Source organism: Paraburkholderia sp. C35 (assembly GCF_003121405.1).
Classification (GTDB): Bacteria; Pseudomonadota; Gammaproteobacteria; order Burkholderiales; family Burkholderiaceae; genus Paraburkholderia.
Genome location: NZ_QBUY01000027.1, coordinates 59,323 through 84,682 on the forward strand (window position 1 = coordinate 59,323; position 25,360 = coordinate 84,682).

A 25,360-nucleotide genomic window follows, 5' to 3' on the forward strand; every position below is an offset into this window, starting at 1 on the left:
TCAATAGCACGCGCCGGAGCGCAAACGGCATTTTCCCGTCGAAGTTCCGCAACAGTTCGCGCGGTCTCCAGGTTTCTCCTGCTCAACCACCGTCGGGCAACTCATCCGGCACGAGGCTGAAACTTTAGAACTCTTTAATTGCGCATCAATCGCAGGCCAGCGCGCATGTCCCGTACAAGTAGCGTGGGCAGTTCCCTGGCTACCAAGTGATCGCCCGCCTGAGGCCGTTTGTAGTAAATCGACGTGTGACACGCCTGCTCCGTCCAGCTGCGCGGCTCCTGAAAGATTTCTCCCAGAAACGCAAATGGCTGCGTGAACGGTCTGAAAATACGGCGAACTCAAGCTGATCGAAACTGCGGACGCCACGGCAACAAGTCAGAAAGGGCCTTTGCCCGGGCGTTCCATCGTTAGCTCAGTCGATCATCCGAACTTCAATTTTTCAATTATTTCATTCGCATTGCGAACAATATAAAACCCTTGTTCGCAATGCTATTCATACACACCCGCTGTTAGAATTTCTCCCGAATGCCGATCCGAACGAACGCCTGCCGGTCACTGCTCGACGCGCTTTGCGTGTTGATTGCCGCGACGGCCGCTTTACCCGTCGAGTCAGTTCCCGACGCCTTCTGGTAGATACCGACCATATATACGTCCGTATGTTTCGACAGAAAGTAATCGACGCCTAACGCACCCTGCAGATACTTCGCGCCTGGATTGGTCGTGCCATCCGATTCGCTGACATCGCTGCCCTTCGTGTAATTGAACGCTGCACCGACCAGCAATGCCGGCGTCAACTGATACTTGAAGTTGAGTTCTGCATCATTGAAGGTAGCGGTTCCCGTGTAGCCCTTCGTATTTAGCGAAGCTACCGCGCCCAGATTGATCAACTTGATGTTCGAGTAGGTCGCACCAATCGTCGCGGCGCCAAAGGTGTACGCACCACCCGCAGCAATGACCTGGTAGGTATTGGCCGAGACGAAACCGCTATACACCGGCGTCGTCACCGTCGAAGCCGTGGTCGTCGATGTATTGTTGCCGAACATGCTGCCGCTATTCGCCCCCGGCGTACGCGCATTCAGGTAGCCGACAGCAAGCGTCAAGGGCCCGTTTGCGTAGCCCGCACCCAGCGACCAGATCTGATTCGACGTCACGTTGCCAGCAACGCCACCCAGACTATATGTGCCGCCAAAAGTCAGCCCCGCGTAATTCGCGCTCGCAAACTTGACGGTGTTATTGGTGCGATACGAGTTGTTCAGGTTGTCGAGTTCGCCCGGGTGCGCGCCCATGCTGCTCGCCCATTGATCGCCTGTCGCCAGAATGCCGACATAGTCCACCACCGAATCGTATTGACGCCCGAACGTCACCGTGCCGGGATTGCCTGAAAGACCCACATATGCCTGACGGCCAAACATCAGCCCGCCCTGCCCAAGTTTCCCCGTGCTGCCGTCGAAGCCATTTTCGAGCACGAAGAGCGCTTGCGTTCCGCCGCCGAGATCTTCCGCGCCGCGCAGTCCCCAACGGCTCGCCTGCAGTCCGCCGCTGGTCAGACTGTAGAGCCGGTGTCCGCCAGCGTTCGAGTTGTAGTTCAGTCCTTCGTCAAGCACGCCGTATAACGTCACGCTGCTCTGCGCGTGAGCAACGCCGGCGAACGCACTCAGAACCGCGAGCGCAAGAAACGACTTTCTCATCGATTGATCTCCAAACGAGTGGTTTTTTATAAGGACAAACATCGGCCGTGCAGGCGGCCTTTCCAGCAACACCGGGTGATGAATCAGGTCGCCAGTCCAACGGAGCGGGCACACATCTTCGAAGGCAACAGCAGCACGCCCGCAATGCCGACCAGCACGCTTGCCTCGACGTAAAAGATCGGCGCGAGATTGCTGCCCGTCGCCTGTACCAGCCAGATGTTCACGAACGGCGCGAGTCCGCCGAAAATAAGCACCGCAATGTTGTAGGTGACGGCTGCGCCCGTCGAACGCACGCTCACCGGGAAAATCTCCGTCAACGTGACGGGCGTCACGCCCCAGAAGAAGCTCATCAGCAGCGACACGCCCATTTGCACCTCCACCAACGAGCGGAACGACGGCGCACTGACCAGTTGGCTGAAGAGCGGAAATGCCGCGATGCCATATGCCGTCATCGACACAAGGAGCACTGGTTTTCGACCATAACGATCCGACAGCCATCCGGCGATCGGGCAAAAAGCCATGATGACGGCCGTGCTCAGACAGGTACTGAGATTGACATCGGCAGCAGACAGTCCGAGTTGCTTCTTCGCGAAGATCGGCAGGAAGAACACGAATACATAGGCGGAAACCGTGCCGGCGACCGCTACGCCGATGCTGGCTAGCCCTTCCTTCGGATAGTCACGCAGCAGCGTTTTCAGCGGCGTTTTCTCGGCACGTTGCTCGCCGCGCTCTACCTGATTCGTGTACGCAAGAAACTCCGGCGACTCATCGATACGCGAACGGATCAGCCAGCCGACCGGCCCGATCAGAATGCCCAGCAGAAACGGCAGACGCCATCCCCAGGCTTCGAGATCATGTGCAGACAGATTGACCGTCAACAGCCACGCGACCATTGCGCCGACGGCAAACGCAAGCGCCTGCGAGCACATCTGGAAGCTGCCATAAAAACCGCGCCGGTTGGCAGGCGCGAACTCCATCAGCATCGTCGTGGCGCCGCTAAACTCGCCGCCCGCCGAGAAGCCCTGGATCAGCCGTGCAAGCACCATCAGAACAGGCGCGGCAACGCCAATCGCTGCATGGGTCGGCAATATGCCGATCATCCCCGTGCCGACTGCCATCAATGCGATCGTCACCGACAGCGCCTTCTTGCGGCCAACGCGATCGCCATACAGACCCAGCAACACGCCGCCGATCGGTCTCACTGCAAAGCTCACGCCGAATGTCGCGAGCGTCAGCAGCAGCGACGCAAACTCATTGTTGGCCGGAAAGTACAGCCTCGCGATGGTGACGGCAAAGAGCCCGTAGATCGCAAAGTCAAACCACTCGAACGCATTGCCCAACACTGAGGCAATCACTACTTTTCGTACCATCGCCGGCGAAGGCGTCGATTTCAAGTGCATGTCCATTGCTCCTGTGCGGATGAGTCGAGTGCGGAACTAACCGAGTCGCTGCTTCACGATTTCGATGAAGACGGTAGCGCCCGTCGGCGACGTGTCGTCGTCGAAGTCGAATTCGGGGTGATGGCAGGTCAAGCCGTTATGGCCAAGGAAGAAATACGAGCCTGGCCGCTGCTGCAACATGAACGCGAAGTCTTCCGACGCCATCAAGGGCGCCACGTTGTCGATCACGTTGTCTGCGCCGAGCACACTTTCGGCGGCACGACGCACTACCTCGGTCTGTTCGGCCGTATTGACCGTGGGCGGCGAGGTCTGAAGATGCTCGAACGTCACCTCGCAGCCATACATCCGTGTCGCGCCGTCACAGATGTCGCGCAACCGCGCGAGCGTCAGTTTCTGCGCGGCGGTAGACAGGGTGCGGACGCTGCCTTCGAGCACGGCCGTATCGGCAATCACGTTGATCGCCGTTCCGGCGATGAACTTGCACACGCTGACGACAGCCGTATCGAGCGGATCGATATTGCGGCTGACGATGCTCTGGAGCGATTGCACGACCTGGGTGCCCACGACGATGGGTTCGATAGATTTGTGCGTCAGCGCGGCGTGGCTGCCGACGCCCTTGACCGTGATCCGGAACAGATCGCAGGCCGAGAGAATCGAGCCGACACGCCCGCCGACCTTGCCCGCGGGCAACGCGTTGTTGTTGTGCAGCGCGTAGATCTCGTCACAGGGAAAACGCTCGAACAGACCGTCGTCGATCATCGCCGAGCCGCCGCGCAGCGTCTCTTCGGCGGGCTGAAAGATCAGATGCACCGTGCCGCGAAACGCACGATGCGCAGACAGATACTTCGACACGCCAAGCAGAATGGCGGTATGCCCGTCGTGACCGCAGCCGTGAAATACATTGTCGTGCATCGAACGATGCGCGACGTCGCCTTTCTCGCTCATCGGCAATGCATCCATATCAGCGCGCAAACCGATGGCAGGCCCCGCCCCGCGATTGCCGCGTATCGTGCCGACCACGCCCGTTCCACCGACGCCCGTCGTCACGTGGATATCCCACTCTGCCAGCAGCTTCGCCACCAGCCCCGCCGTCCGATGCTCGTGAAAACCCAGCTCGGGATGACGATGAATATCGCGCCGCCAGCCGCGCATCTGCTCCGCGAGCGCCTCCATGACCGTGTCTTTCTCCATACAACCCGCCTCTATATGTATTCAGATGTCCGCCAACAATCGGCAACGCTTGCCGGTGGTGTATTAGTAGAATACGTCAACAGTTGCAAACGTCAACTTTTCAAAAATAAGGCAATCCCTGGTTTCACAACGGACTTGAGCTATCATCCAGATCAGAAAGGAACGCGGGTTGCCTCGACCCGCATCACGCCTGGAGACCTGGAACATCCAGTCTCTTGAACCGGATCTTCGAAACGCGAGCAGGTATGTCATCAGTCAAGCGGAAAGCCGACGTTGCTTCACACAATGCGAAGTCCGCGTATTTCCTGACCTTCAAACTGGATCTGATCAAGACCGAAATGATCAGGCGGGCAAATGGCGTCTACCGACCCGCGTGCGGCCTCGACGTGCGTTCGTTGCGCGTGCTGCGGATCGTCTGCGACACGCCGGGCATCACCACGACGGCGCTCAAGGAACAGACGCTGATCGAGAAAACGCTGCTGTCGAAACTGATGGCGGATCTGATCGAGAGAAAGCTGGTGCGGCGAACCATCCATCCGGACGACGCGCGACACTTTCAGCTTTGGGCGACAGCGGCGGGCGAGAAGACACGCGTCGCCAGCGACGAACTGGGGCAATCGCTGGAAACGGAGATGTTGTCGATGCTGTCACAGGATGAACGCGACGAACTCAATCGCATCGTCGACAAGTTGGTGGATGTGTTTCGCCGGTCGGCAAGTGGTGAGGATACGAAACCAGTGGCATGAAGTTGGGTACACCTCGCGCTCGCGCACGATTCACTGATCTGTCGAATCGATCGTGAATGTCGCTATCGCCGATCGGCAGCAAGGCGACCTGGAATGGTCCTCTGAATGGCCGTGTAAAGACGAGGGCGAACGGCCGCAGTTGGCCGATACCGCCAATTCGACAACACTCTACGCGGGTTCGCAAGCCACCTTGTCCTCGTCCGGCATACAGACCTCCTGCCACTATTCAGTGCGACATAGCGCGGTAGTTTCTAGCGTTGCCCTGATGATTGTTCAAGGCGGGCGATAATCTCTAGCAAAGTTGCTTGTGCGGCCTCACTGTTCTTTTTCATCGCTATCCGCAGTTCATTCAGATCGTCGTCCTGCAAGGCAAGCTCAGTCCGAAGGGCGATGCTTGCATCGATCGATGCGTCATTGAATCTCGTGTGCCAAGCCGCCATCGCCTTAAGCCCGACGAGTTGAGCACCCAGAAGCTCGATAAATTTTTCGTCCCTGAGTTGCGTCCAATGCTCGATCTGGCGAGACTTAAAGTCAATCTGTCCACACACAAATTGCCATTTCGCAGGGTCCGGTGGCCCCTCGAACAGCATCGATGTTTGGGTCTCTATCCAACGCCCTTGATCGTCTACTGCTCTCGTGACAGCATCACCATTTGCGAGATACTGGCTGTGATGTTGATCGATTGCAATTCGGACTTGCGACAACTCTGAGTGCATAGCTGCCATGCAATTCATGAGACTTCCGACGACAGAAACGGTATGTGCTCCGGCGACTGCATTTACTTTCCCGATAGTTGCAACGGCTTGGGAGAATTTCCTATTGATTTCAGCTGTCTGAACAGTGGGGTCGACCATAGCCCCAACTTGGCTGAGTGCTGAAAACACTGCTTCGACGGCGGGAATGTAGACCTCTCGGCGCAACTGCATTCGCCGGTTCAATGCGGCTTCCGAGACGTCGTGCTCCCGTTTGAGCGCGTTCTCATCGGCGGTGTGTCTGAGCTGCTCCCGGTGACGCCTAGACAGCCCAAAATTTGTGACCGTGACGCCGAGCACGGTTATCAGTGAGCCTAACATCCCGGACCATATGACATCGGGTATCGCCGTGAGACACTCCCCCAACGAAGCGCAGGATGACAATAGTTGATTCATACGAAGCCTTGAACTTGTTTGATTTAATCGGCTTGGAGCATCATTTGCAGCGCGCTATTTTATTAAAAAAGGCAAACGATGAGCGAGAGCAGGCCATATCCGCACATCAGGGAAGGACTCCGGGAGTTCATCCCGCGAATCAACGCCAAGCGCTTCTCTGCTTGATCCTACCGGTCCGCTGTAGCATTGCCTACTGACGGGCCGCTTTGGCCACATCGGCTCGTCTATAATCGGGAGATCCAGAATCCACACCGCATGGAGCCGTATTTTATGAGTCAAGCCCGCGGGCGATATGCGGAATCCCGGCGCAACGGTCAACGCCCACTTCACCAGAAGCAAGCCTCTCCGCCCCAACAGCAGGGATCATCGTACGCGAAGCCGCCTGCCAAAGACGCCGCCCAGACTGCTTCCATCTTCAAGACACGATCGTTCCAGTTTCTGGTCGATGCGGTCGGCGCAGAGAATATCGCCATCGCGCTCGAGTCGAACATGACGCGCGTGGCCGAATTGATGAAGGGCGAGCGCTTCACGCCTGAGACCGCCTTTCACATGGAAACCACGCTCGGGTTACCGCATGGTTTCTTTGACCAGCCCCATCCTGCGCTCGCAGAAGAGACTATCGCGCGTCTGAAGTCACCGCTCGACTTCGTACACATCGATGAAGAATTCGACGCAGCGTCCGAAGCCCCCGATCCGGCGGCTGCCACGCGCGTCGACCAGCAGGCCGTTCCAGAAGTCAGTGCGTCCGAGGAAGTACACATGCCCAAGAAAATCACAGCCGGCTCCCCCGGAACCGTCAAGAACAGCCAAACCGCAGTGGCCAGACAGCAGAAAGCGCGCGCTCCATTCAAGGCTACGTCTGCGAAGAACAAGGTGCCTTCCAAAACGCCACAACAACAACCGCTGGCACTGAGTGACAGTGCCGAGGTGGAAACCATCCGGCGCGCCAACCTCCACCTTCTGACGAGCCGCAACGGATCGAAGGTTCGACTTGGCGTCGTGATGGAGATGAGTGGTTTCAACATCGCTGATCGACTCCACGGCAAGAAGCGCATGGACAGTGTCGAAGCGAACCGGTTCACGGAGCGACTCGGATTGCCCGCTGGCTGGCTGGACAGCCCGCGCACCGACGAAGACATTCCAGAGACCGTGTCGCGTTTGCTTGCACCGGCTCCACGCGGGCGCGCAGCCGTCAAGCAGGACGAGGCGCAAGCGTCAGCAATGAACCATGACGTACAGGTGAAACCCGCTGGCGAAGCGGTCCGCACAAGACGAAAGCGTGCGACCGCGGTGAGCGATTCGGCACAGCCCTCACCTGCCCCAGCGGATGATGCGGAGGTCAAAGAGACGGCCGTCATCAGCGCTCAGGCTCGCGTCAATGAATTCGCCGACGATGCTGTCAGCCGCACATTGGCAGACAGTCGCGCCGCGACTCCGGTCTCGCCAAAGGCACGCCCGGAGTCAGTGCCCGAGTCGTTCCCGGCCTCCGGGATGCCACCGCAAAATCCGGCTCTGCCCGACGTCACCTCCACGACAAGTCTGGACACCCTGCACGGTATTGCCCCAATCGCAGAAGCGTTGATCAAGACGCTGGCCGGCAAGGCACGCACGGGTCGGCTGGACGAACTGAAAGCGCTGGAACTGCTGCAGCAGGCGATCCTGCTGTAGGGGTCGCCGCGCACCGCGGCGTCGATAAATTCATGAGACCGCCATCGCCGGTCGTCCTGAGTGCCGGGCGCCGGGCAGAGCGGCGCGCCGTTGATATCGCGCGTTATGTCGAACAGCCACATCCCGACTCGCTCCGCCGCTCTCCTCGCCTTTTATCTACACACCTCTAGATCTCGCCGAAAAGTTCTTCGAAGCCTTCCCTGCATAGCTGCAGCATCGCGTCAGGGTCCAGCCTGTCATCAGGTATTTCCGCCGCTTCGCGGATGACGTCGTTCATCTCCGAGAAAAGTTCGTCCACGCCATCGCGAACCGATTTTCGCTGGTTGACATGCAGCGTGGCCTCCAGTTCCTTCCAGATTGGAACGAGATCACTCTCGAGTGCTCCGTAAAAGATCTGGAACGTACCGTGGATGTACAGCACGTCCTGAGCGCGCTTTTTCCCCTCCCGCCTGTCCCGGATCAAAAGCTTCTGAATCATGAAACTCACCGGGTTCGGCACGCGAAGATCGGCCACGGCCTCGTCCAACCCGGACTCATCTTTCGGGATAGTCACAAGCCAAGGTTTAAACAGGAGGACTTCGAGGAACCGGAGCTTTTGCGCGACGATTCCCATGTGCAGTTCGGTTGCGTCCTCCTCCCATCCTCCTTTCCCGTCGCGCTTCTTCCCGCTACCCGTGAGCGGGGTAAGAAACTCAGCGTAAAACCCGTTCTCATCGCCTTCCAGGTTGTAGCGCATCGCCGGCGGCCGGAACCCGCCCGCAAGGTTTGGTTGTTCAGTGAAGCCAGCCCCTTCCAATGCCGTCTTGATATCGCCTTCCAGGAGTTCGCGCTTGTCGTTGGCCACGTCCGCGTCCTGTGTGAAGATGGGCTTATGGTCCACCGTGTAAGCACGCGGCTCATACCCGTACACCCGGAATGCCCATCCGCCGACAAAGACGATGTGCTGGCGCCACGGCTCGAGGGTAATCGCAAGCCTGCCGAATTCCGCGAGGCCGCTCATACTTTGTCTCCCACGACTTTTGCCAGAACGCCGTGCTCGAGCTCAGCGGCCTGTTCGGCACCGCGCGTCGGGTCGCCGGAAACGTCAAGCCATGGCTGGATGATATCGGTCACCCAGACTCCATCACACATGACGCGGCCGCGAAGCAGCGATTGAGGGTACTGGTGCTGCTTCAGGATCACATCCGGCCGTTCGCCCTCACGCGCACGCTTCAAGCCCCGCCAGCCTTCAGCTGCTGCGAGATCGGGCACCCACAGTGTCGTTATCGCGCCGTGAACGTGCCCTACGCGCAAAGCGTTGGCCGCCGCAAACTGTCCGAGTGTTGCCCCGTTTTCGCGCTTGAGCGTCTTTCGTAACTGCTGCTCCTCGGGAAGGCCGCCCACGAGGAATTTCATCGGCACGCTGGCGGCAGGTTTCGCGTACGCTGCCTTCCAACGATGCGCAAGCTTGCGTCGCTGCACGATCCGTAGATGGGGCGCGAACTCGCCCAGGCCCTCTTCTTTCAGGGCATTAGTGAGCCGGGTAGCGGTCATGACCGCAACGCCGGCTTCGCGCGCAAGCTCGCTCGCCGTCATGTATATCTTTTCAGGGGCACTTATCAGGTTCTCCCGCTTGATGTCGGTCGCGAGCAGGAGCTTGAGCATCCATTGGGCGAGGTCGGAGAAGACGAGCGTCGGCGGTGCCGAGTGACTGGCGCGACGCACCGTCACCGGCTGCTCATCGGCCTGCAACTCCGGAAAGTCTGCGTATAGAGGCACGTCGGAGAGGATAGCGAGCGGCTCACCGTTCCCGTACTCCCTGTGGAAGCTAACCAGTTTTTTGATAAGCACGGGAGATGCGATTCCCACCCAGAGGACGACAGCCGGGCGTGATCGAGCCTGCGATGCGTTCGCGCGTGCGCGCGACTCCAGCAGAGCTTGCGAGAATAGCGGGATTGCGCGATCGGCACGGCCTTCGGTCAGCGCCTTCATCACGACGTGATACGTCTGGCCACGGGGGCTCGTTAAGATGAAATCCGCACCCTTGCCGTCGTCGCCCTTCTCAACGACGTCCCATCCTTGGCTTTGGAAAAGCGAATGCACGGAATGGCGCGCGAGGCGGTCGGCAGTGCGGGTTGCAGAGTGAAGGTCGCTCATGTCATTTGTCCATGCCAGTGCAGCTGGCCATGTTAGATCACATGGCCATGTGAATTCACACGGCCATGTTACATCTACGTTCACATCGATGCAAGCGGGATTGCGCACCGGCTGACGCACCTCAAACTCGGGGGACCTTGGCAAACCGCTTAATTAAGACTCGCAAGAGGAGGACAGACGCTGACGCTTCTTGTTCAGGCGTGGGATTCGGGCAGCACCGTTTCGTGCCGGAAGCGCCTCACTCGTTCCGGCCTGTGCAGCAATCCGCAATTGACATCGCGATCATCAATGTCGCAAAGCTGCGATCGGCAGAACTCGACCCGAAGCAGTCAAACAGCGCATTACCCGCACAACGGCTGCTCTCCGAGCCAAACGGTCGTCAGCGCAGCCACACTGGCACTGAGACAATTTGAGGCAAGCCGGTCTACACCGGCCAGGCGCCCTGCTTTTGCCCACCAAGTCGCCCGCGCTGTAAGCCGTTTTCGTCGACAAGTAGAGCGTTATTCACTCGCGACAGCGACGCCGCTCAGCGAGTCGTTTGCAAGAGTTCCGGGTTTCGGATAGCGACCAAGACCGAGCAGGAAAAGACACGATGCCAGCAGCAGAAACGGAGCAATCTGCATCGGTAGCACATAGGACCTGGTGACGTCGAAATAATGGCCGGTGGCGAGTGGACCGAACACAGCGCCAAGCGAATATCCCGAAAAGACAATCCCGTAGAACAGGCCAAACTTCTCCATTCCGAGGTAGGCGCGCGTCAGATAAGAAAGGAGATCACCCTCTGCTCCAATAGCAAGGCCGACGAGAATGGAAGCGAGCAATGCACCCTCGTACGATTCGACCTGACGAAGCAGCATGAAGCCGATCGCACCAGACGCAAAATATAGGCAGGCCACGAGGGGTGCGTGAATGCGGTCGATAAGCAGACCAGTGGAAAGTCGACCGGTCAGGATGCCAAGGCCCACCAGCGATGCGCAGCGTGCCGCGTCCGTCGCACTGACTCCGCGATCGATCAGAAATGCCGGGAGATGGGGCACCAGAGACAATACAGCCGTCGACGCACAAAGGGCGCCTGCAAAAATCAGGAAGACCTTCAACCCACGACGACGAACCGGACCAACGCGAGTCACCGATCCACCGGACTTCGCGTGCCTGCGAAACGTGCGCTTAACGCCAGGCTTTTCGCGGAGCAGCAGAAACGCTATCAACGCACCCGAGAGCGAGATTGCGGCGAGTGCCTGATAAGCGTGGCGCCAACCGATGTGTGTGATCAGATAGGCCGACAACGCGGGCATCGTAACCGTTCCGATGCCGAGGCCCACCATCGCAATGCCGATTGCGAGTCCCAGCCGACGATCGAACCATTGCGGAAGAATCGCGAGGTAACCGAGCACTGACGTTGCAGCGCCGGCCATACCGATCACAAGCGACAGTGCAACCCAGCTTGCAGCGTTGCCGGTCTGGAACGCCATGCACGCCATCGCGATCGTAAATACGATCGCCGACAGAAACACGACCTTCCTGACTCCAAAGCGATCCATCAATACGCCGACTAGCGGACTGACCAGCGCAAGACCTAGCATGGATGCAGAATATGACTGTGAGGCTTGCGCCCGCCCCCAATGAAACTCCCGCACAACCGATGGAATAAATACGCCGTTGGTTGCAATGAAGATGGCAGCAAACCCGACGGCCATCCCCAAAGCAGCGCCGGCAACGTTCCGAACGTAGATGCTCTTTGACCTGCTTGCGTCTTCCGTGATTTCCATGGGTGTCTCCGTGAGTCTTTTTATGATGTCTGGGGATGTTCCGACTATGCGGGCAGGCCGCGTCGATCCCCGAGATAAGCGCCCGCACCGGGCGCCACGGGATCGAGGTTGAGCAGCTTCAACATCTGCCGGACCGTACATACCGCAGTCGAGGTCACGGGGATTGCCAGCATCTCCTGCGCTTTCTGGATGGCCGGCAAAGATGGCATCTGCACGCAGGCCGAGAGAACCACTGTGTCGACGCTCTTCACGTTGAGCTTTTTGACGTCATCGAGCAAACGCATTGGATCGCGTGCGCCAACGTCCAAGTTATCCTCGATGGAAAAGTTGATTGCGTCCTGAACTTCGATGCCTTCCGCTTCGATATAGTCGACCACACGCTTCGTGAGTGCGTCCGAGTATGGCGCCATTAGCGAAATGCGCCTCGCGCCGAAGCTCTTCAGTTCGTCGACGAGGGCGCCCGCCGAGGTCATCACGCCAGGCGATGCCGGATGTCCGTTTAGCGCATCCGTGAGCGCTTGCGCAGCGGTCTGGTGATAGCCTCGACCCATACACATGATCGCGACGAGACAGGCGGTGCTGAGCACGTCTACGCGCGCGTCGGCCAGTTCCACCGCGCAACGTCCCATATCGCGATTCATCCGCTCCAACTCCTCGGGAACGACACGGTGCATCCTCACGCGACTTGCGTGAAAGGAAAACTGGTGTTCGGGGTGAGCCTGCATGTAAGACGCGAACAATGCGGGAACCTCTGTTTCCATCGTGATGTTCGAACTGGGCACGATCTGCCCGATGCGGAAATTCATGTCGACTCCGTTTGCCGAAGCGGCTTTGCTGCGAACTGTTCGAGCGCCTTTCTCATCGGGCCGGGGATGTCGGTCCCAACACGTTTGTCGGTACGCACGCAGATTGGTGAGAACGTTGCGGTGAAGATTGGCTGATTGTCTGGTGTGCGAGCGTCGAGAAGAATGTCGAACGATCGGGTACGAACCTCACCAATGCTGCACCAGATGTCGATGCTGTCGTCCGGCCACAGGGTTCCCGCAAAATCGAACGACATCCCGCGGCACGGCAATCCAACATTGAACATCTCACCCAGCGATTTCCCGCGGCCACCTGTTGTCTCGGCGATGTATTGCTTGAACAGTCCCACCGCGCTCAGAACATACTCACTGAACTTTCCAGTGAAGACCACACCCGCCGGGTCGCAGTCCGCCCAGCGCGCTGTTCGGCGCACGGTGAACGGCACTTCGGTCAGCACGTATTCGTAGCTGCTGATCATAGAAGTGCCTCGTTGGCCGGTATCGCCTGCGCACTTTCCAGCTCCCGCACGAGTTCGGGATACTGCTCCCGCAGGCGCGCGACATCCAACCGGCCCGTACGCGTCATAAACTGATAGACGAACTGATGAGGGTTGAACGTCGTCATCCATTCACGGATGTTCTCGTACCACAGGTACGAAGCCTCCGACGCTGAGATAAGACGGTCCTTGGATGCCCTGCGTAGCGCGACGTATCCGGCGAGTGCACGTTGCGCGTCCGTGTCACTCGAAGCGATCGCCTGCGCAAGCGCGATCGAATCCTCCATTGCGATACGGGTGCCCGAGCCGATGGAAAAATGTGCACTCGCGAGCGCGTCACCTATCAGAACCCGATTGCCGCAGAACCAGTTGGCATTGCGGATGACGGGAAACTGTCGCCAGCTTGAGTTGTTCGAAATCAGGCCAAGACCGCCAAGCTCCTGAGCGAAGACCGTATCGAAGAGCTTCTGCCGTTCGTCCAGCGACCACTGCTCCAGACCAAAGTCTGTCCAGGTCTGATGGTCGCATTCAGCCACGAAGGTGCTCATCGTCTCCGAATACGGGTAGTAATGCGCAACAAAGTAGCCGCCGTGATATTCGCGGAACACCAGGGCTGGGCATTCAAAGGCCTTTCCGACGCCAAACCACGCGAAATGATTCGTCAATTCCCGCCGGGTCGTACCAAAACCCATTTCGTCGCTGGCGCGCACGCGCGAAGTGACGCCATCCGCCCCGACGACAATGTCGCCGGCCAGAGAATCGATATCGTTCACCCGTGACGAATAGGTCACGGGAATCTTCAGACGCGCGGCGTGTTCCTGCAGGATATTAAGCAGCGTCAGTCTCGGAATGGCTCCTCCACCCTGCCCTGGCCGCTTGACGGTAAGCGGGGTTTCCTGACTGACGATAGTCTGCTGCGCGCCGAATGTCATAGCCTTCATGAGGTCCGCGCAGACATCCGGTGCCGCGTCGCTCAGGCGTGACAGTCCGGTGTCGGCCAGAACGACGCCGAAGCCAAATGTCGCATCAGCGGCGTTTTGCTCGATCACCTCCATTTCAACGTGCGGAGCCTGCCGCGCAAGGAGAATCGCGAGGAACAGACCGGCGGGACCGCCTCCAACAATGTCGATTTTCATGAACGCACCGCGGGGTTGATGACCAGTTTGTCCGTGTCGAACTGTTCGATTGAGCCGACAAGACCTCCTGTCAAGGCGCCGTACCAGACTGCCGGCTTGAATCCCAGTGCCTTACGCTCGAACGCAATACCTGGTGCGCCATCGATCCGGATATAGCCGTCGTTCAGGCGGGTCGCCGTGTAGCCATCGGTCGCATCTGCGGCTTCGACCAGCGCACTGAACTCGGGTACATCCAGAACAAAAACGGAAGCGACAGTTGCCGGACCGGATTCGTTGAGACGCTCGCCTTTGCGCTGCCAGACGGGCTCTATGCTGTTGAATGCCGTGCCGTCTCGGCTCGCGCGCTCAAGTTCAATGGCTGCGTCGATGGTCCGCGCCGCGTCGCCTTTGTCCTTCTCCTCGAACGGTCGGGTCTGGTAAGTGATTTCGATCGGATAGCCGTTCGGGTCGTTGAAGTAAATCGACTCGATCACTTCGTGACGCACCTGGTAGCGCAACGGGATGCCGGCCTCTTCCACCCGGGCCCGCCAGTCAGCGAGTTCGTGTGCATCAGAGACCAGCCACGCAGTGTGGGTGGCGCGATCCTGATAGTGATCTGTCGGAATCAGCTTTTCAGGCCGCTCGGTACCGATGTAGTAGAAGAAGGCGATCGTGCTGCCATTGCCACTATCGAAGAAGAAATGCAGGAACTCAGCGTGATTTTCCGGTCCCCAGCCACGCGCCGAAATCGCATGGACAAGCGGCAGTCCGAGCAGATCGCGATAGAAATGCACGGTTTCTTCGAGCTTCCAGGTCGGACGCGCCGTGTGATGCACCCCGTGAAGGACTGGATTGGAAAAGAACGTTGTGTTTTCTGGACGGTTCATGACTTATCCTTGCGTGACAGTTGATTGCGCGCGTTCTTCGGCAAGACGCTCTGTCACCTGCTTGCGCAGCAGGACTTTGCTCAGCTTGCCCGAGGCGGTAAGAGGGAACTCAGCGATAATCTCGACGCGCTCCGGCCATTTGAATCTCGCCAGCCCCTCGGCCTGAAGGAATTCCGTCAGCTCGGCAAGCGTGATGGGGAGTTGTCCCGGCATCGGAACGATGAATGCGCAGACCTTCTCGCCGTACACGGGATCGGGCATGCCGACGATTGCCGACGCATGCACACGCGGGCAGGTGTTGATCACGTTCTCCAGCTCTTCCGCATTGATTTTCTCGCCGCCACGGTCCACCACGTCCTTCGTGCGACCGCGAAAATAGAAGTAACGCTTGCCGTCGGTCACCTGCGCCATCATCAGGTCGCCCGAGCGATAGAATCCGTCCGCGGTAAAGCGGTGTACGTCCTCTTTCTCTGACTTGTAGTAGCCCCGAATCGTGTAAGGACCGCGGAACAACGCTTCGCCAACCTCGCCATCGGGTACGTCGATCTCAGTCCCGGGCTCGACGATCCGTACCTCGTCATAGGCGCAAACGGGACGTCCAACAGATTCATCGAGGACCGCTTGCGCATCCGACGAGTGCGCAAACATGATCACTCCCTCCGTCATCCCGAAGATGTGATAACAGGGCGAGCCCAGCATTTCCCGCAGGCGAGCGGCGTTTTTCGGGCCAATCAGCTTGCGGCGCTGCTTGTCCTCTGTCGAAGCCATTTGCATCTGGTCCGCTATGCGGGACAGAATCGGCCCGGCCAGGCCAAACCAAGTCGGGTTATATCGTTTGATCACGCCGCAAAGTGTTTCCTGCCGGATGTCGGGACATACCGTGATGCTCGCCCCAACAAGGAACATCGGCCCGAAGAAGCAGGCCATGTTCATGTTGTGCATGAACGGAGTGGGCATGAAGAGCACGTCGTCCGCGTGGTATCTATTCCACTTCGCGACTTCGCGCATGTTCAGCAGATATTCGTTCTGGAAGCGCGGGATAATCTTGGGTACGCCGGTCGTGCCGCCGGACAACTGGAACACCGCAACCTGAAACGGGTCATCGGGAATGGCGTCCAGCATGCGGTGCGCTTCCGCACGATCCATGCTGTCGATCAGCGACCACAACATGTCTGCCTTGCCGCGCTGTTCTCCGCGTGCCTGCACGATGATGCGCAATGACGACACGCATTCACGCATTTCTTCCGCAAACGCGACATCGTCGAATTTCAGATCATCCCCCTGCACCACATGCACGACGGCTTTGCACAAGTTCCCGAGATACGAGATCTCGTGCTTGCGGAACGCCTGCAGCGCACACAGCGGTATCAGCGAGGCCTTCAGACATCCGACAAACGCAATCAGAAGTTCGTTGCAGTTGCCGCACTGAAGAATCACGGGATCAAACGGGCGTGCGCCTTGTCGTAGCAGCGCCGCGCCGAACCTGTCGGTGAGATCGTCGAATTGCGCGTAAGTCAATTCTCCTTCGGGTCCTACCAGCGCGTTACGATTCGCGTGGGTACTGAACGACTCACGCAGCGCTGCTCGCAGGGATTGGTGTCCAAGTATGCCTTCCTCCATGTATCGCGCCAGCCGATCCACGTCGGGATAGCGAACTCCTTCGAGGAGTTCCTTGGGCCTGAAGTTGCTCTCGTTCAATTGTGTCTCCGTCTTTATCTGTGATTGCAAGGTCAGCCTGCGAACACCCTGTTCAGCCAGGTGCCGATATGCTGCCCAACCACGTCACGACCCGATGGCTCGTCTCGTGTCAACGCCATTCCGTGATGGTTGCCGCGCACCTTGACTCTCGTCTTGTCTTTCGCGGCGATGTCTGTATAGATGCGATCGAAATCCCGCGGAAACGCGCATTGATCGCCTGTGTATTCGAGCAGCAATGTTGGAGCCTCCATGGACGACGCGCACTTCGCGAAAGAAGCGTTAGTCGATAGTCCGGACCATGTTGAAAGCCATGACTCGGGTGTCACCACACGGCCGAAGGCGACACTTCCCCAGTTCGAGGTGAAGGGGTCGTTGCCCCACAGGGAACCGACCTTGCGATCCGATGGGTCGATAGAGATATCCCACGCGCGCAGATCGGCGTCTGTTCTCCAGACCTGAAATATCGGCGCATAACCCGCAATGCGATGTTCGACGGCACTGGCAGTCCCTTCTTTCACCCGCTTGCGGGCGTCCTGTTTGCGGCGAATCAATTCACGCGAGTGCGCATCCAGCTTGCCGGCCCGAACGAGTTGGGCTGCCTTGTAGCGTTGGATGAACTCCGGCGAGTAATGTCCCCTGCGAGCTTGCGCGTCGTATCCGTTTTCGACGCTAAATGGGTCGAGAGACGAATCAACGGACATCGGATCGTTCTCGTCGATCACGCTCGGGTCGAGGCTATCCAGAAGGATTGCGCCTTGCCCCGGATGGGGCGAGACGAGAATAAAGCCGTCAGCGACGGGCATCTGCGCCTCATCCAGACCCGTTGGGCGACCGCCAGGCGTGCGACGGATACGATTTTCGGGAGCCTGCCTCGATTGCTGGTTGTAGAACGCATAAAGCGCGCCACCACCCGAGTTTCCGAGCAGAACGATGTTCTCGAACTCGAGTGAGCGCAGATGGTTCATCCCAGCTGCGACATCCAGAAGCGCAATCTCGTGCTCCAGACGAAGGTCGTTGCCAATAGAGCGAGGTCCCTGTACCCAACAGGCGCAGCCGGCATCGAGCACCGACGGAACGAGATAGTGCGTCACCGACATCTCGCGGGGATGCATGATCGAGACAACAGTCTTTTCGTTCCCGCTCCTGGTGAAGAGAAAGCCTAGCGTTTTCTGACCGTCGGACGTCCGGAGCGCATACGGCACCACCTTGTATGGGCGACGCATCAGCGCTGGGTCCCAGTTCGCTCCGCGAAGCCCTGCGGTCACGACCGCTTTCTCGATTTCAGCCACGTTGTCTCCTTCGATGTGCAGATCCGTTAGCATCAGAATAAAAATTAATTGAGATAGTGTCAATTAATTTTTGCGGGTAGACTGTCGGTACTTTCCCGAAACCGCTTGCCACCCATGACGGCCGCATCCCGAAAGACTGATGAAGTGATTGCTGAAGCTGCGCCGCGCCGACGCGGCCGGCCGCCGAAGACGGCCTCTGCCATCGGTGCCGAGCCAATCCTGTCGCGTAACGTAATCATCGATCGTGCGAGCGAAATGACGCGAACGATGCCGCTTGACCAGGTTTCGATGGTTCAACTCGCCAAGGAATTTGGCGTGGCACCGGGATTGATTCACTACTATCTTGGCAGCCGGGACGATCTGATATCCGGCGTGCTCAACAGCTATTACCGTCGTCGGCTGGAAGCGCTGCCGGCGCTCACCGGGCGCTGGCGAGCGGACGTCGAAAAGATCGCCCGGATCTCATATTCGTTCTCGCTCGATATGCCAGGCGTCAGCCTGTACGTCGCGTCTCACAATCGGTTCCGATTGTTTCAGTCCGTCAGTCCCGGCGAAATCGACTACGGTCTCGCGCTGTTCAATCACACGACGTCCGCGTTCCTGCAGGGAGGATTCTCTGCGGATCAGACGGCACTCGCCTATCACCTGCTGGCGCAGTATCTGTTGTCATCGAACGTCTCCGCTGCCGGACGCCAGTCGCCAGCGGAGCACTCAGCCTATATTCGTGAGAAATTCGATGCCGCTTCGGCCGATAGCTATCCGGCCGCGAAGATCGTAGGAACGGCATTTTCCGAATTGAGTGCCGACCGGGCTTTCGATGAAGGTCTCCGGTTACTGCTGGACGGCTTCGAGCACTGGATTGGTTCGCAGGTCGCGGAGGCAGATACCGTCGCGCCACGCGCCGCAAAACGCAAGCGCACGGCGACCCGGTAGCGCTCAGAACTTGTGACGGATGCCAAGACGAACACCGATCTGCTTGTCGGTGGAGGATGGGCTAAACCCGGCAATGGAAGCAACCGCCGGCTGCCCGAGCGAGTCGCGTCCCATGGCGCGCTGAAGTACGGTTAGCGCGTAGAGATCCGTGCGCTTGGACAGGTTGTAATCGGCGCCGAGATCAAGCTGAAGATATTTCGCGCCTTCGTCGCCCTTGACAGAGTTACGATGCGTATAGTCGACGCCGGCTCCTACCTGCAAAGTTGGGGTCACGAAAAAGCGCGCGTTGAGATCGATGCTCGTGAAAATCGCGTCCCCTGTATAACCAAGAGGGTTCGGACCAGACGACGATCCCATCGAGTCAAACCTGACGTTAGTGCCGACCAGCGAAACCGTGGCGTTTCCGAGCGTGTAGGAAGCGCCCCCGCCAAGAAGCTGCAGGGTCTTTGCTGAAGCATAGCCCGCATAGACCGGATTCGACTCGGGTGATGTTGCACTGCCCGCCGAACCAATATTGTTCGCTGTTGCTGTCCCCTTGTTTGGCGTGTTCCCGTAGAACGAGACGTTCGTGTCGCGCGCGTTCAGGTATCCCACCCCGGCAGCAAAGCCCGCCCCCGTGTAGCCTGCACCAAGACCCCAGATCTGATTCTGGCGCATGCTCCCCGCAACACCGCCGAAACTGTATAGTGCACTCGCTTTGAAGCCGGCATAGGTTGCCGATTCGAACTTGACTGCGTTATTGATACGATTGGTGTTGGTCAGATTATCCAGATCGTCGGGATGTGATCCCATGTAGCCTCCGAACGTCCCCGACGCGGCGAACTGCTGCACATAGTTGACAAGCGGATCGTATTGCCGACCCGCGGTCACTGTTCCCCACGGGCTCGAAAGACCAACAAACGCTTGACGTCCGAACTCGGCGCCGCCCTGCGCGAGTGCGCCCGTGTTGGCCAAGAAGCCCTTTTTCAAGCGTGAACATCGCTTTCAGTCCTCCTCCGAGGTCTTCCGCGCCTTTCAAGCCCCAACGGCTTCCAGTCAAACCTGTACTGTGAGCATCCGTCAGCGCAAGCTGCGATGCGCCTTGCGGCACACCGCCCACGCGCGCGGTCTGAGCGCTATTGGTGTACTGCAACCCAAGATCGATGATCCCGTATAGCGTGACCGTACTCTGCGCATGTGCGTGCGTCGCCATCACGGCAAGCACAGAGAAAGCTGCGGTATATCTCCTTTTCATCGACACATCTCCATAGATAGTTATACTAATTAGTTGATTTGCATTCCACGCTTCCACACGAATCATCCCAGGCGCGGTAATTGACATACCGTCAATTACTGCAAAATCTATCAGATTTGCGAGGGGTGTCAATATTAGACTGACGGCCGTCAGCTAGCGTTTACCCGCGCCCGTATCTGCTAACTGATAGATCGATCTGATCAAAGAGGCGACGGTTCGAGCGCTGAGAGCCTCGGACGGCTCACCTGCTCCTGATGTTGCGGGGCGACACGATCGAAATGGCCGTTGGAGCCGGAAGACGTTCTTCCGGGGGCTCCTGACTGACAGATTGCAGCTGCTGCACGCCATCGATAAACCCAACAACCTGCCCGGACGAGGTTATGCGATGAGCGCCCCTGAATTCGTTGTCCGATGCCTGCAGCCCGATGAATGGCGTCTGCTGAAAGCGCTCCGTCTGGAGGCACTCGCCTGCGACTCACAGTCCTACTGGGAAACCGAAGAACAATCCCTCGCGCGCGACGACGACTTCTGGATGACTTTTGCCCGCGAGTTAACGCCGCCGCAGAGGTCGCGCATGTTTATTGTTGAGCACGCCCCACGCGTGGCTGTTTTCGTTTTTGGTGTGAGGAAGGACAGTGATGAATATCGCATCGGCGGCCTCTGGGTCGATCCAGTTCACCGACGCAAAGGGTTGGGAAGCGTGCTGGTGCAGCAGGTGGTCACCTGGGCACGGGCAGATTCGCCTTCAGCGGTAGTCCAGCTCTGGTGTCATACAGGACCGGCCCTATTGTTCTATAAAAAAACGGCTTTCATTCTCTGGGCAGGTTCCGGACTCACAAATCTGACGGCCGGCAGATCGTCGAGATGGAATGGCGCGACACCTGACGGCTACCAGATGGTCTGCGCCGAGCGATCAGGGATGTTCACCGCATGTCTCATGATGGATGGTCAGGGGACCCTCGAACGGCCCGGTTGCTGGACAGCTCGGTGACTGCTTGTGGCCGGCCGACTTCGGAAGTTCGTTAGCGATGGACATGACTGGGGATGCGCACAAAGCCTGATCCCCTCCTGACGCACCACAACATCGAAATCACACCGGATCGCGCATCATTCGTGATCCTTACCGGCACGGATCGCCGCGACTTCGCCAAACAGGCGGAAAGTTTCTTCAATTGTCGCGCGTTCTACCGCACGTGTGATGAAGACGATTCTCGAACGCCGGTCGTCATCCGGCCAGGCATCGAGTTGTTGCAGCGGATGAAATACATGCTGGACACCGTGAATGACAACGGGTGTTTCCAGCCCCTTCACATTCAGGATGCCCTTGATCCTTAGCATCGACGGGCCCATCAGGGACAGCAACATGTCCAGCCACTCCGTCAGCACCCGATCAGGCACAGGATCATCTATGACGAAACAGAAAGCGCGAATCTCATCATCGTGTCGGTTCACGTCATGGTGGTGATGATCGTGATCTTTCACGCATTCATGGGTGCAGATCCCGTCATCGTGATGATGATGTTTCGCATGATCGATGTACTGCTCTTCGGCGAGCCAGCGCCGCACATCACCAATCTTCCCATCGGCAGAAAAAAGTCCAAGGCCGATCAGGCGGCTGACCGATACGTCGCCGAAGCTGGCCCGGATGATCCCCGCGCCTGGATTTATCGCATGTAGTCTCGTGCACAGTGATTCGAGTATTGCTGGCGCGACCAGGTCAACCTTTGTCAGCAGCAACCGGTCCGCCATCGCCGCTTGCTTGACGGCTTCGACATGCGCATCGAGGGTCGACTCGCCATTGCGCGCGTCGACCGTCGTCACCATGCCATCCAGTTGGTAGTGATCCAGCATGTGCCGATCCGCAGCGAACGTATGGACGATAGGCGCAGGATCCGCAAGCCCCGTCGTCTCGATGATCACGCGATCGATGCGGCGTTGGCCCGTGCCGACAAAACGTTCGTAGACGTCACGCAGCGTATCGACGAGGTCACCGCGGATCGTGCAGCACAAACAGCCACTGCTCATCTCTATCACGACGTCTTCCTGACCGTGCTCAACAAGCAGGTGATCGAGCCCAACCTCTCCAAACTCGTTGATCAGCACCAGTGCGTTCGCCATCTCTGGTTGTTGCACGAGCCGGTTCAGCAAAGTGGTTTTGCCGCTGCCAAGAAATCCCGTCAGCAACGTTACCGGAATGCGATCCATGGTTTTTTCCTCTCGCGTGCCAGCTTGGATCGTTTTGTTCGATCAGGCCACTTCGTCCGTCTTCGGCACCCTGCCGCCCCACGACGGAAATGGATCGAAGTATTCGCCCCAGCCGCGCGGGCCGTTTGACATCTCGGCGTCAGTGAGCAGGCATGCATCAAGGCGACCGCGCAGCGTGGCTTCATTCATGTCGACGCCGATGAGCACCAGTTCCTGACGAGCATCGCCGACCTCGTCGTGCCAGCTATCCTCTATGAACTGAAGTGATTCGACGTCCGTCGGCCAATGCGCCTTCGGAACGGCAGCCCACCAAAGCCCTGCCGCGCCGTGGCGGCATACTGCACCCGCCTGTGACCACGACCCGGCATGCGTCGGCCTGCTCGCAAGCCAGAAAAAGCCCTTCGAACGCAACACGCCCGGCCACTCGCTGTTCACCAGATCCCAGAAACGTTGCGGATGCATTGGCCGCCGCGCGCGCCAGACGAAGCTGCCAATACCGTACGCGTCCGTTTCGGATAAGTGCTCGCCGCGTAGTTCCCGGAGCCATCCCGGCGCCTTTGCCGCCTCCTCGAAATCAAAGAGATGTGTGTTGAGCACGCAGTCAAGTGAAACCTTGCCGAATACTGCGATCTCGATCTTCGCTCTCGGATTCAGGCCATGAAGTATCGCCATCAACCGCTCACGCCCGACGTCGTCAATCAGATCAAGCTTGTTGAGCACGATCACATCGCAGAACTCGATCTGCTCAATCAGCAGATCGACAACCGTCCTTTCATCTTCATCGCCAAGCGATTCGCCTCGTGCCTGCAGACTGTCCTGAGAGCTGTAGTCCTTCAGAAAATTGAATGCGTCGACCACCGTCACCATCGTGTCGAGGCGCGCAACGTCTGACAGGCTCTTGCCATGCTCGTCAGCGAAGGTAAAGGTCTCTGCAACGGGTAGCGGCTCGGAAATACCTGTCGACTCGATCACGAGCTGATCGAACCGTCCATGCTCCGCGAGCCGCGTCACTTCCATCAACAGATCTTCGCGCAATGTGCAACAGATGCAGCCGTTGCTCATTTCGACGAGTTTCTCGTCGGTACGCGAGAGTTGCGCGCCTCCGTTGCGAACGAGCGCAGCGTCGATGTTGACCTCGCTCATGTCATTGACGATGACGGCCACCCGCCGCCCCTCGCGATTGTTCAGAATATGGTTCAACAACGTGGTCTTGCCAGCGCCAAGAAAGCCGGAAAGCACCGTCACCGGCAGTCGTGAATCCATCGTCAAGCTCCTTGCAGATCGGGCAGCACCGTGAGTTGCTTCACTGCGGGCCTGTTTCGTCATTCGCCAGCACGCGCGATGATTGATATGTTATATCATTTCATTTATCACGCACAACAGCAAAACCGCTACGAGGCTTGCACGTGGTCAAAATGCAGTTTGCGCGGCAATCCACGCTTCAGTTCCCCCTGAAACAATCGCGCTGAAGCGCCTGCATACTTCAAGCGTATGACCGACATGCGTCACGTAATCGTGATCTCTGCTCCTTGCCGCGAGAACAAAGTGCCCACTGCACAAACAACGAATACCGGAAGATTGAGTCCGTCTTTAGACCTGATTCTGCTTCTGACACTTTCGACACTGTGGGGTGCGTCCTACACATTCATCCGGATTGGCGTTACGACCATTCCGCCGCTTACTTTCATCGCAGGTAGAACACTGATCGCGGGCTCACTCCTTTTGCTTTGGATGGCAGCAAAACGCATCGCCATGCCGCGCGATCCTGCAGTCTGGCGTCGATTCCTGGTGCAAGCGCTGTTGAACAGCGTTATTCCGTTCACACTGATTGCATGGGCCGAACGTTCGGTTGAAGCTGGGCTGGCGACCATTTTGAACTCAGCCTCGCCAGTGATGGCATTCCTCGGAACCTGGCTGATTACTCGCCACGAAAAAGTCACGCCGCGCAAGTTATTCGGCGCCGTTATAGGGATCATCGGCATCGGCCTGATTGTTGGCGTCAATGCATTAGAGGGACTCGGCAGGCAGATCATTCCGCAACTGGCGATCATCGCAGCAACGGTGTGCTATGCAGCGGCAGCGATCTATGGTCGGTCGTTCAAAGGACTTTCTCCGGCTGCTCCCGCAGCGGGTTCACTCGTCGTTGGTGCGTTTTTGCTGGTTCCTTTCAGTCTTGCGGTTGACCGTCCGTGGACACTCCATCCGTCACTGCAGTCGCTCCTGGCATTGCTGGCACTTGCGGTCTTCTCGACGGCGATGGCGTTCGTCATTTACTTTCGACTTGTACAAACGCTAGGTTCGGTTGGCACGACGGCGCAAGCCTATCTAAGGGTTCCTGTTGGCGTCGCGATAAGCGTTGTTTTTCTGGGAGAATCGCTGTCCAGGTCGGCGTGGTTGGGGCTGGTTTGCGTCGTTGCAGGGGGCGTGGCGATAACTGTTTCACCACTTAAAAATCTCACACGTAGCACCGGTTGGCGCCGCTGACGTAGTACAAAACAACACTGTCACTCTTTCCAAAATCCGATTGTCAATTGATGCAATGGTGACCATCCCGAGCGATGCAAACATCATAAAATCAAAAGATTAGAGATCCCGCACTGGAACGATCGCCCCTTCCTTCACGCGAAGCGTCAACTGAAAGGTCGCAATGCGGAATTCGACGTGCAGACGTGCTAAGGGGATCGACAGGCATAACGTCACCGGTAAGCAATGAAGCTCGTCAAGCGCTGCGTATGCGGAACTGATCTTGTCGCGGATGGCCTCGATATATCGGCATCTAAGGCTAGGAAGGTCTGAACAACTCATTTTCCGCGTTGGATTTCTAATCGGCGAACTTCAATGGAGATCGCCTCACCATTCGCTGCGCGATGGACCAGCGCCGGTCGCCTCTAGTGCACCGAGCGCTGCGCCCATACGAGATACGCCTTCACCCTTTATGTTGTTTCAGCGAGCG

General features: G+C 58.2%; 20 protein-coding genes and 1 pseudogene. 5 read left to right on the forward strand and 16 right to left on the reverse strand.

Annotated elements, in window-relative coordinates:
- Positions 1 to 509: 509 nt before the first annotated feature.
- The 3 genes from DK391_RS18460 to DK391_RS18470 form a co-directional block, all read right to left on the reverse strand.
- Positions 510 to 1,688, reverse strand: a complete 1,179-nt coding sequence (locus DK391_RS18460) for a porin (protein WP_109479412.1) — start codon at positions 1,686 to 1,688, stop codon at positions 510 to 512.
- A gap of 83 nt (positions 1,689 to 1,771) precedes the next feature.
- The gene (locus tag DK391_RS18465) at positions 1,772 to 3,088 is read right to left on the reverse strand and encodes an MFS transporter (protein ID WP_109479432.1); all 1,317 of its coding nucleotides are present in this window, start codon (positions 3,086 to 3,088) and stop codon (positions 1,772 to 1,774) included.
- A 36-nt stretch (positions 3,089 to 3,124) separates the two neighbouring features.
- On the reverse strand, positions 3,125 to 4,279 hold the full coding sequence (locus DK391_RS18470; RefSeq protein ID WP_239482869.1) for an amidohydrolase: 1,155 nt from the start codon (positions 4,277 to 4,279) through the stop codon (positions 3,125 to 3,127).
- A 245-nt stretch (positions 4,280 to 4,524) separates the two neighbouring features.
- On the opposite strand from DK391_RS18470, the gene DK391_RS18475 reads away from it, so the two are divergent.
- The gene (locus tag DK391_RS18475) at positions 4,525 to 5,025 is read left to right on the forward strand and encodes a MarR family winged helix-turn-helix transcriptional regulator (protein WP_109479413.1); all 501 of its coding nucleotides are present in this window, start codon (positions 4,525 to 4,527) and stop codon (positions 5,023 to 5,025) included.
- A gap of 251 nt (positions 5,026 to 5,276) precedes the next feature.
- On the opposite strand, the gene DK391_RS18480 is transcribed toward DK391_RS18475, so the two are convergent.
- Positions 5,277 to 6,173, reverse strand: coding sequence for a hypothetical protein (locus tag DK391_RS18480; RefSeq protein ID WP_162600849.1), 897 nt, complete (start codon positions 6,171 to 6,173; stop codon positions 5,277 to 5,279).
- 270 nt (positions 6,174 to 6,443) lie between these two features.
- Here DK391_RS18480 and DK391_RS18490 point away from each other — a divergent pair, with 270 nt between their 5' ends.
- Complete coding sequence (locus DK391_RS18490; RefSeq protein ID WP_109479416.1) at positions 6,444 to 7,841, forward strand: hypothetical protein; 1,398 nt, start codon at positions 6,444 to 6,446, stop codon at positions 7,839 to 7,841.
- Positions 7,842 to 8,007: 166 nt separating this feature from the next.
- On the opposite strand, the gene DK391_RS18495 is transcribed toward DK391_RS18490, so the two are convergent.
- The 9 genes from DK391_RS18495 to DK391_RS18535 form a co-directional block, all read right to left on the reverse strand.
- Positions 8,008 to 8,841 (reverse strand): GSU2403 family nucleotidyltransferase fold protein, encoded by an 834-nt coding sequence (locus DK391_RS18495; RefSeq protein WP_109479417.1) that lies wholly within the window; start codon positions 8,839 to 8,841, stop codon positions 8,008 to 8,010.
- Positions 8,838 to 9,977, reverse strand: a complete 1,140-nt coding sequence (locus DK391_RS18500; protein WP_109479418.1) for an RpiR family transcriptional regulator — start codon at positions 9,975 to 9,977, stop codon at positions 8,838 to 8,840. The genes DK391_RS18495 and DK391_RS18500 overlap by 4 nt, the downstream gene beginning before the upstream one ends.
- A gap of 500 nt (positions 9,978 to 10,477) precedes the next feature.
- Positions 10,478 to 11,746, reverse strand: coding sequence for an MFS transporter (locus tag DK391_RS18505; protein ID WP_109479419.1), 1,269 nt, complete (start codon positions 11,744 to 11,746; stop codon positions 10,478 to 10,480).
- Between the two features lie 44 nt (positions 11,747 to 11,790).
- A complete protein-coding gene (locus tag DK391_RS18510; RefSeq protein WP_109479420.1) occupies positions 11,791 to 12,552 on the reverse strand; it encodes an Asp/Glu racemase in 762 nt (253 codons plus the stop codon).
- Positions 12,549 to 13,028, reverse strand: coding sequence for an acyl-CoA thioesterase (locus DK391_RS18515; protein WP_109479421.1), 480 nt, complete (start codon positions 13,026 to 13,028; stop codon positions 12,549 to 12,551). The genes DK391_RS18510 and DK391_RS18515 overlap by 4 nt, the downstream gene beginning before the upstream one ends.
- Positions 13,025 to 14,182, reverse strand: coding sequence for an FAD-dependent monooxygenase (locus DK391_RS18520; RefSeq protein ID WP_109479422.1), 1,158 nt, complete (start codon positions 14,180 to 14,182; stop codon positions 13,025 to 13,027). The genes DK391_RS18515 and DK391_RS18520 overlap by 4 nt, the downstream gene beginning before the upstream one ends.
- Positions 14,179 to 15,048, reverse strand: coding sequence for a VOC family protein (locus tag DK391_RS18525; RefSeq protein ID WP_109479423.1), 870 nt, complete (start codon positions 15,046 to 15,048; stop codon positions 14,179 to 14,181). The genes DK391_RS18520 and DK391_RS18525 overlap by 4 nt, the downstream gene beginning before the upstream one ends.
- 3 nt (positions 15,049 to 15,051) lie before the next feature.
- Positions 15,052 to 16,746 (reverse strand): AMP-binding protein, encoded by a 1,695-nt coding sequence (locus tag DK391_RS18530; RefSeq protein ID WP_239482870.1) that lies wholly within the window; start codon positions 16,744 to 16,746, stop codon positions 15,052 to 15,054.
- 32 nt (positions 16,747 to 16,778) lie between these two features.
- Entirely contained in the window at positions 16,779 to 18,035 is a 1,257-nt protein-coding gene (locus DK391_RS18535; RefSeq protein WP_239482871.1) for an alpha/beta hydrolase, read from the reverse strand.
- Positions 18,036 to 18,149: 114 nt separating this feature from the next.
- On the opposite strand from DK391_RS18535, the gene DK391_RS18540 reads away from it, so the two are divergent.
- Complete coding sequence (locus DK391_RS18540; RefSeq protein ID WP_109479424.1) at positions 18,150 to 18,968, forward strand: TetR/AcrR family transcriptional regulator; 819 nt, start codon at positions 18,150 to 18,152, stop codon at positions 18,966 to 18,968.
- Positions 18,969 to 18,971: 3 nt separating this feature from the next.
- On the opposite strand, the pseudogene DK391_RS18545 reads toward DK391_RS18540, so the two are convergent.
- Positions 18,972 to 20,202, reverse strand: a pseudogene (locus DK391_RS18545) (porin).
- Between the two features lie 328 nt (positions 20,203 to 20,530).
- Between DK391_RS18545 and DK391_RS18550 the strand changes: the two are divergent.
- Positions 20,531 to 21,193, forward strand: a complete 663-nt coding sequence (locus DK391_RS18550; RefSeq protein WP_162600850.1) for a GNAT family N-acetyltransferase — start codon at positions 20,531 to 20,533, stop codon at positions 21,191 to 21,193.
- 116 nt (positions 21,194 to 21,309) lie between these two features.
- On the opposite strand, the gene DK391_RS18555 is transcribed toward DK391_RS18550, so the two are convergent.
- Both DK391_RS18555 and zigA read right to left on the reverse strand, forming a co-directional pair.
- On the reverse strand, positions 21,310 to 22,407 hold the full coding sequence (locus DK391_RS18555) for a GTP-binding protein (protein ID WP_109479426.1): 1,098 nt from the start codon (positions 22,405 to 22,407) through the stop codon (positions 21,310 to 21,312).
- Positions 22,408 to 22,449: 42 nt separating this feature from the next.
- Entirely contained in the window at positions 22,450 to 23,670 is a 1,221-nt protein-coding gene (zigA, locus tag DK391_RS18560; protein WP_109479427.1) for a zinc metallochaperone GTPase ZigA, read from the reverse strand.
- 228 nt (positions 23,671 to 23,898) lie between these two features.
- Between zigA and DK391_RS18565 the strand changes: the two genes are divergently transcribed.
- Positions 23,899 to 24,891 (forward strand): DMT family transporter, encoded by a 993-nt coding sequence (locus DK391_RS18565; RefSeq protein WP_239482872.1) that lies wholly within the window; start codon positions 23,899 to 23,901, stop codon positions 24,889 to 24,891.
- Positions 24,892 to 25,360: the final 469 nt, after the last annotated feature.

What these genes read in the sequence shown, in the direction of transcription:
- DK391_RS18520 (WP_109479422.1), bottom strand. Translation starts at nt 14,182, where the DNA reads ATGAAAATCGACATTGTTGGAGGCGGTCCCGCCGGTCTGTTCCTCGCG.
- DK391_RS18500 (WP_109479418.1), bottom strand. Translation starts at nt 9,977, where the DNA reads ATGAGCGACCTTCACTCTGCAACCCGCACTGCCGACCGCCTCGCGCGC.
- DK391_RS18525 (WP_109479423.1), bottom strand. Translation starts at nt 15,048, where the DNA reads ATGAACCGTCCAGAAAACACAACGTTCTTTTCCAATCCAGTCCTTCAC.
- DK391_RS18540 (WP_109479424.1), top strand. Translation starts at nt 18,150, where the DNA reads ATGACGGCCGCATCCCGAAAGACTGATGAAGTGATTGCTGAAGCTGCG.
- DK391_RS18465 (WP_109479432.1), bottom strand. Translation starts at nt 3,088, where the DNA reads ATGCACTTGAAATCGACGCCTTCGCCGGCGATGGTACGAAAAGTAGTG.
- DK391_RS18510 (WP_109479420.1), bottom strand. Translation starts at nt 12,552, where the DNA reads ATGAATTTCCGCATCGGGCAGATCGTGCCCAGTTCGAACATCACGATG.
- DK391_RS18470 (WP_239482869.1), bottom strand. Translation starts at nt 4,279, where the DNA reads ATGGAGAAAGACACGGTCATGGAGGCGCTCGCGGAGCAGATGCGCGGC.
- DK391_RS18490 (WP_109479416.1), top strand. Translation starts at nt 6,444, where the DNA reads ATGAGTCAAGCCCGCGGGCGATATGCGGAATCCCGGCGCAACGGTCAA.
- zigA (WP_109479427.1), bottom strand. Translation starts at nt 23,670, where the DNA reads ATGGATTCACGACTGCCGGTGACGGTGCTTTCCGGCTTTCTTGGCGCT.
- DK391_RS18460 (WP_109479412.1), bottom strand. Translation starts at nt 1,688, where the DNA reads ATGAGAAAGTCGTTTCTTGCGCTCGCGGTTCTGAGTGCGTTCGCCGGC.
- DK391_RS18495 (WP_109479417.1), bottom strand. Translation starts at nt 8,841, where the DNA reads ATGAGCGGCCTCGCGGAATTCGGCAGGCTTGCGATTACCCTCGAGCCG.
- DK391_RS18515 (WP_109479421.1), bottom strand. Translation starts at nt 13,028, where the DNA reads ATGATCAGCAGCTACGAATACGTGCTGACCGAAGTGCCGTTCACCGTG.
- DK391_RS18565 (WP_239482872.1), top strand. Translation starts at nt 23,899, where the DNA reads ATGACCGACATGCGTCACGTAATCGTGATCTCTGCTCCTTGCCGCGAG.
- DK391_RS18555 (WP_109479426.1), bottom strand. Translation starts at nt 22,407, where the DNA reads ATGGATCGCATTCCGGTAACGTTGCTGACGGGATTTCTTGGCAGCGGC.
- DK391_RS18475 (WP_109479413.1), top strand. Translation starts at nt 4,525, where the DNA reads ATGTCATCAGTCAAGCGGAAAGCCGACGTTGCTTCACACAATGCGAAG.
- DK391_RS18480 (WP_162600849.1), bottom strand. Translation starts at nt 6,173, where the DNA reads ATGAATCAACTATTGTCATCCTGCGCTTCGTTGGGGGAGTGTCTCACG.
- DK391_RS18505 (WP_109479419.1), bottom strand. Translation starts at nt 11,746, where the DNA reads ATGGAAATCACGGAAGACGCAAGCAGGTCAAAGAGCATCTACGTTCGG.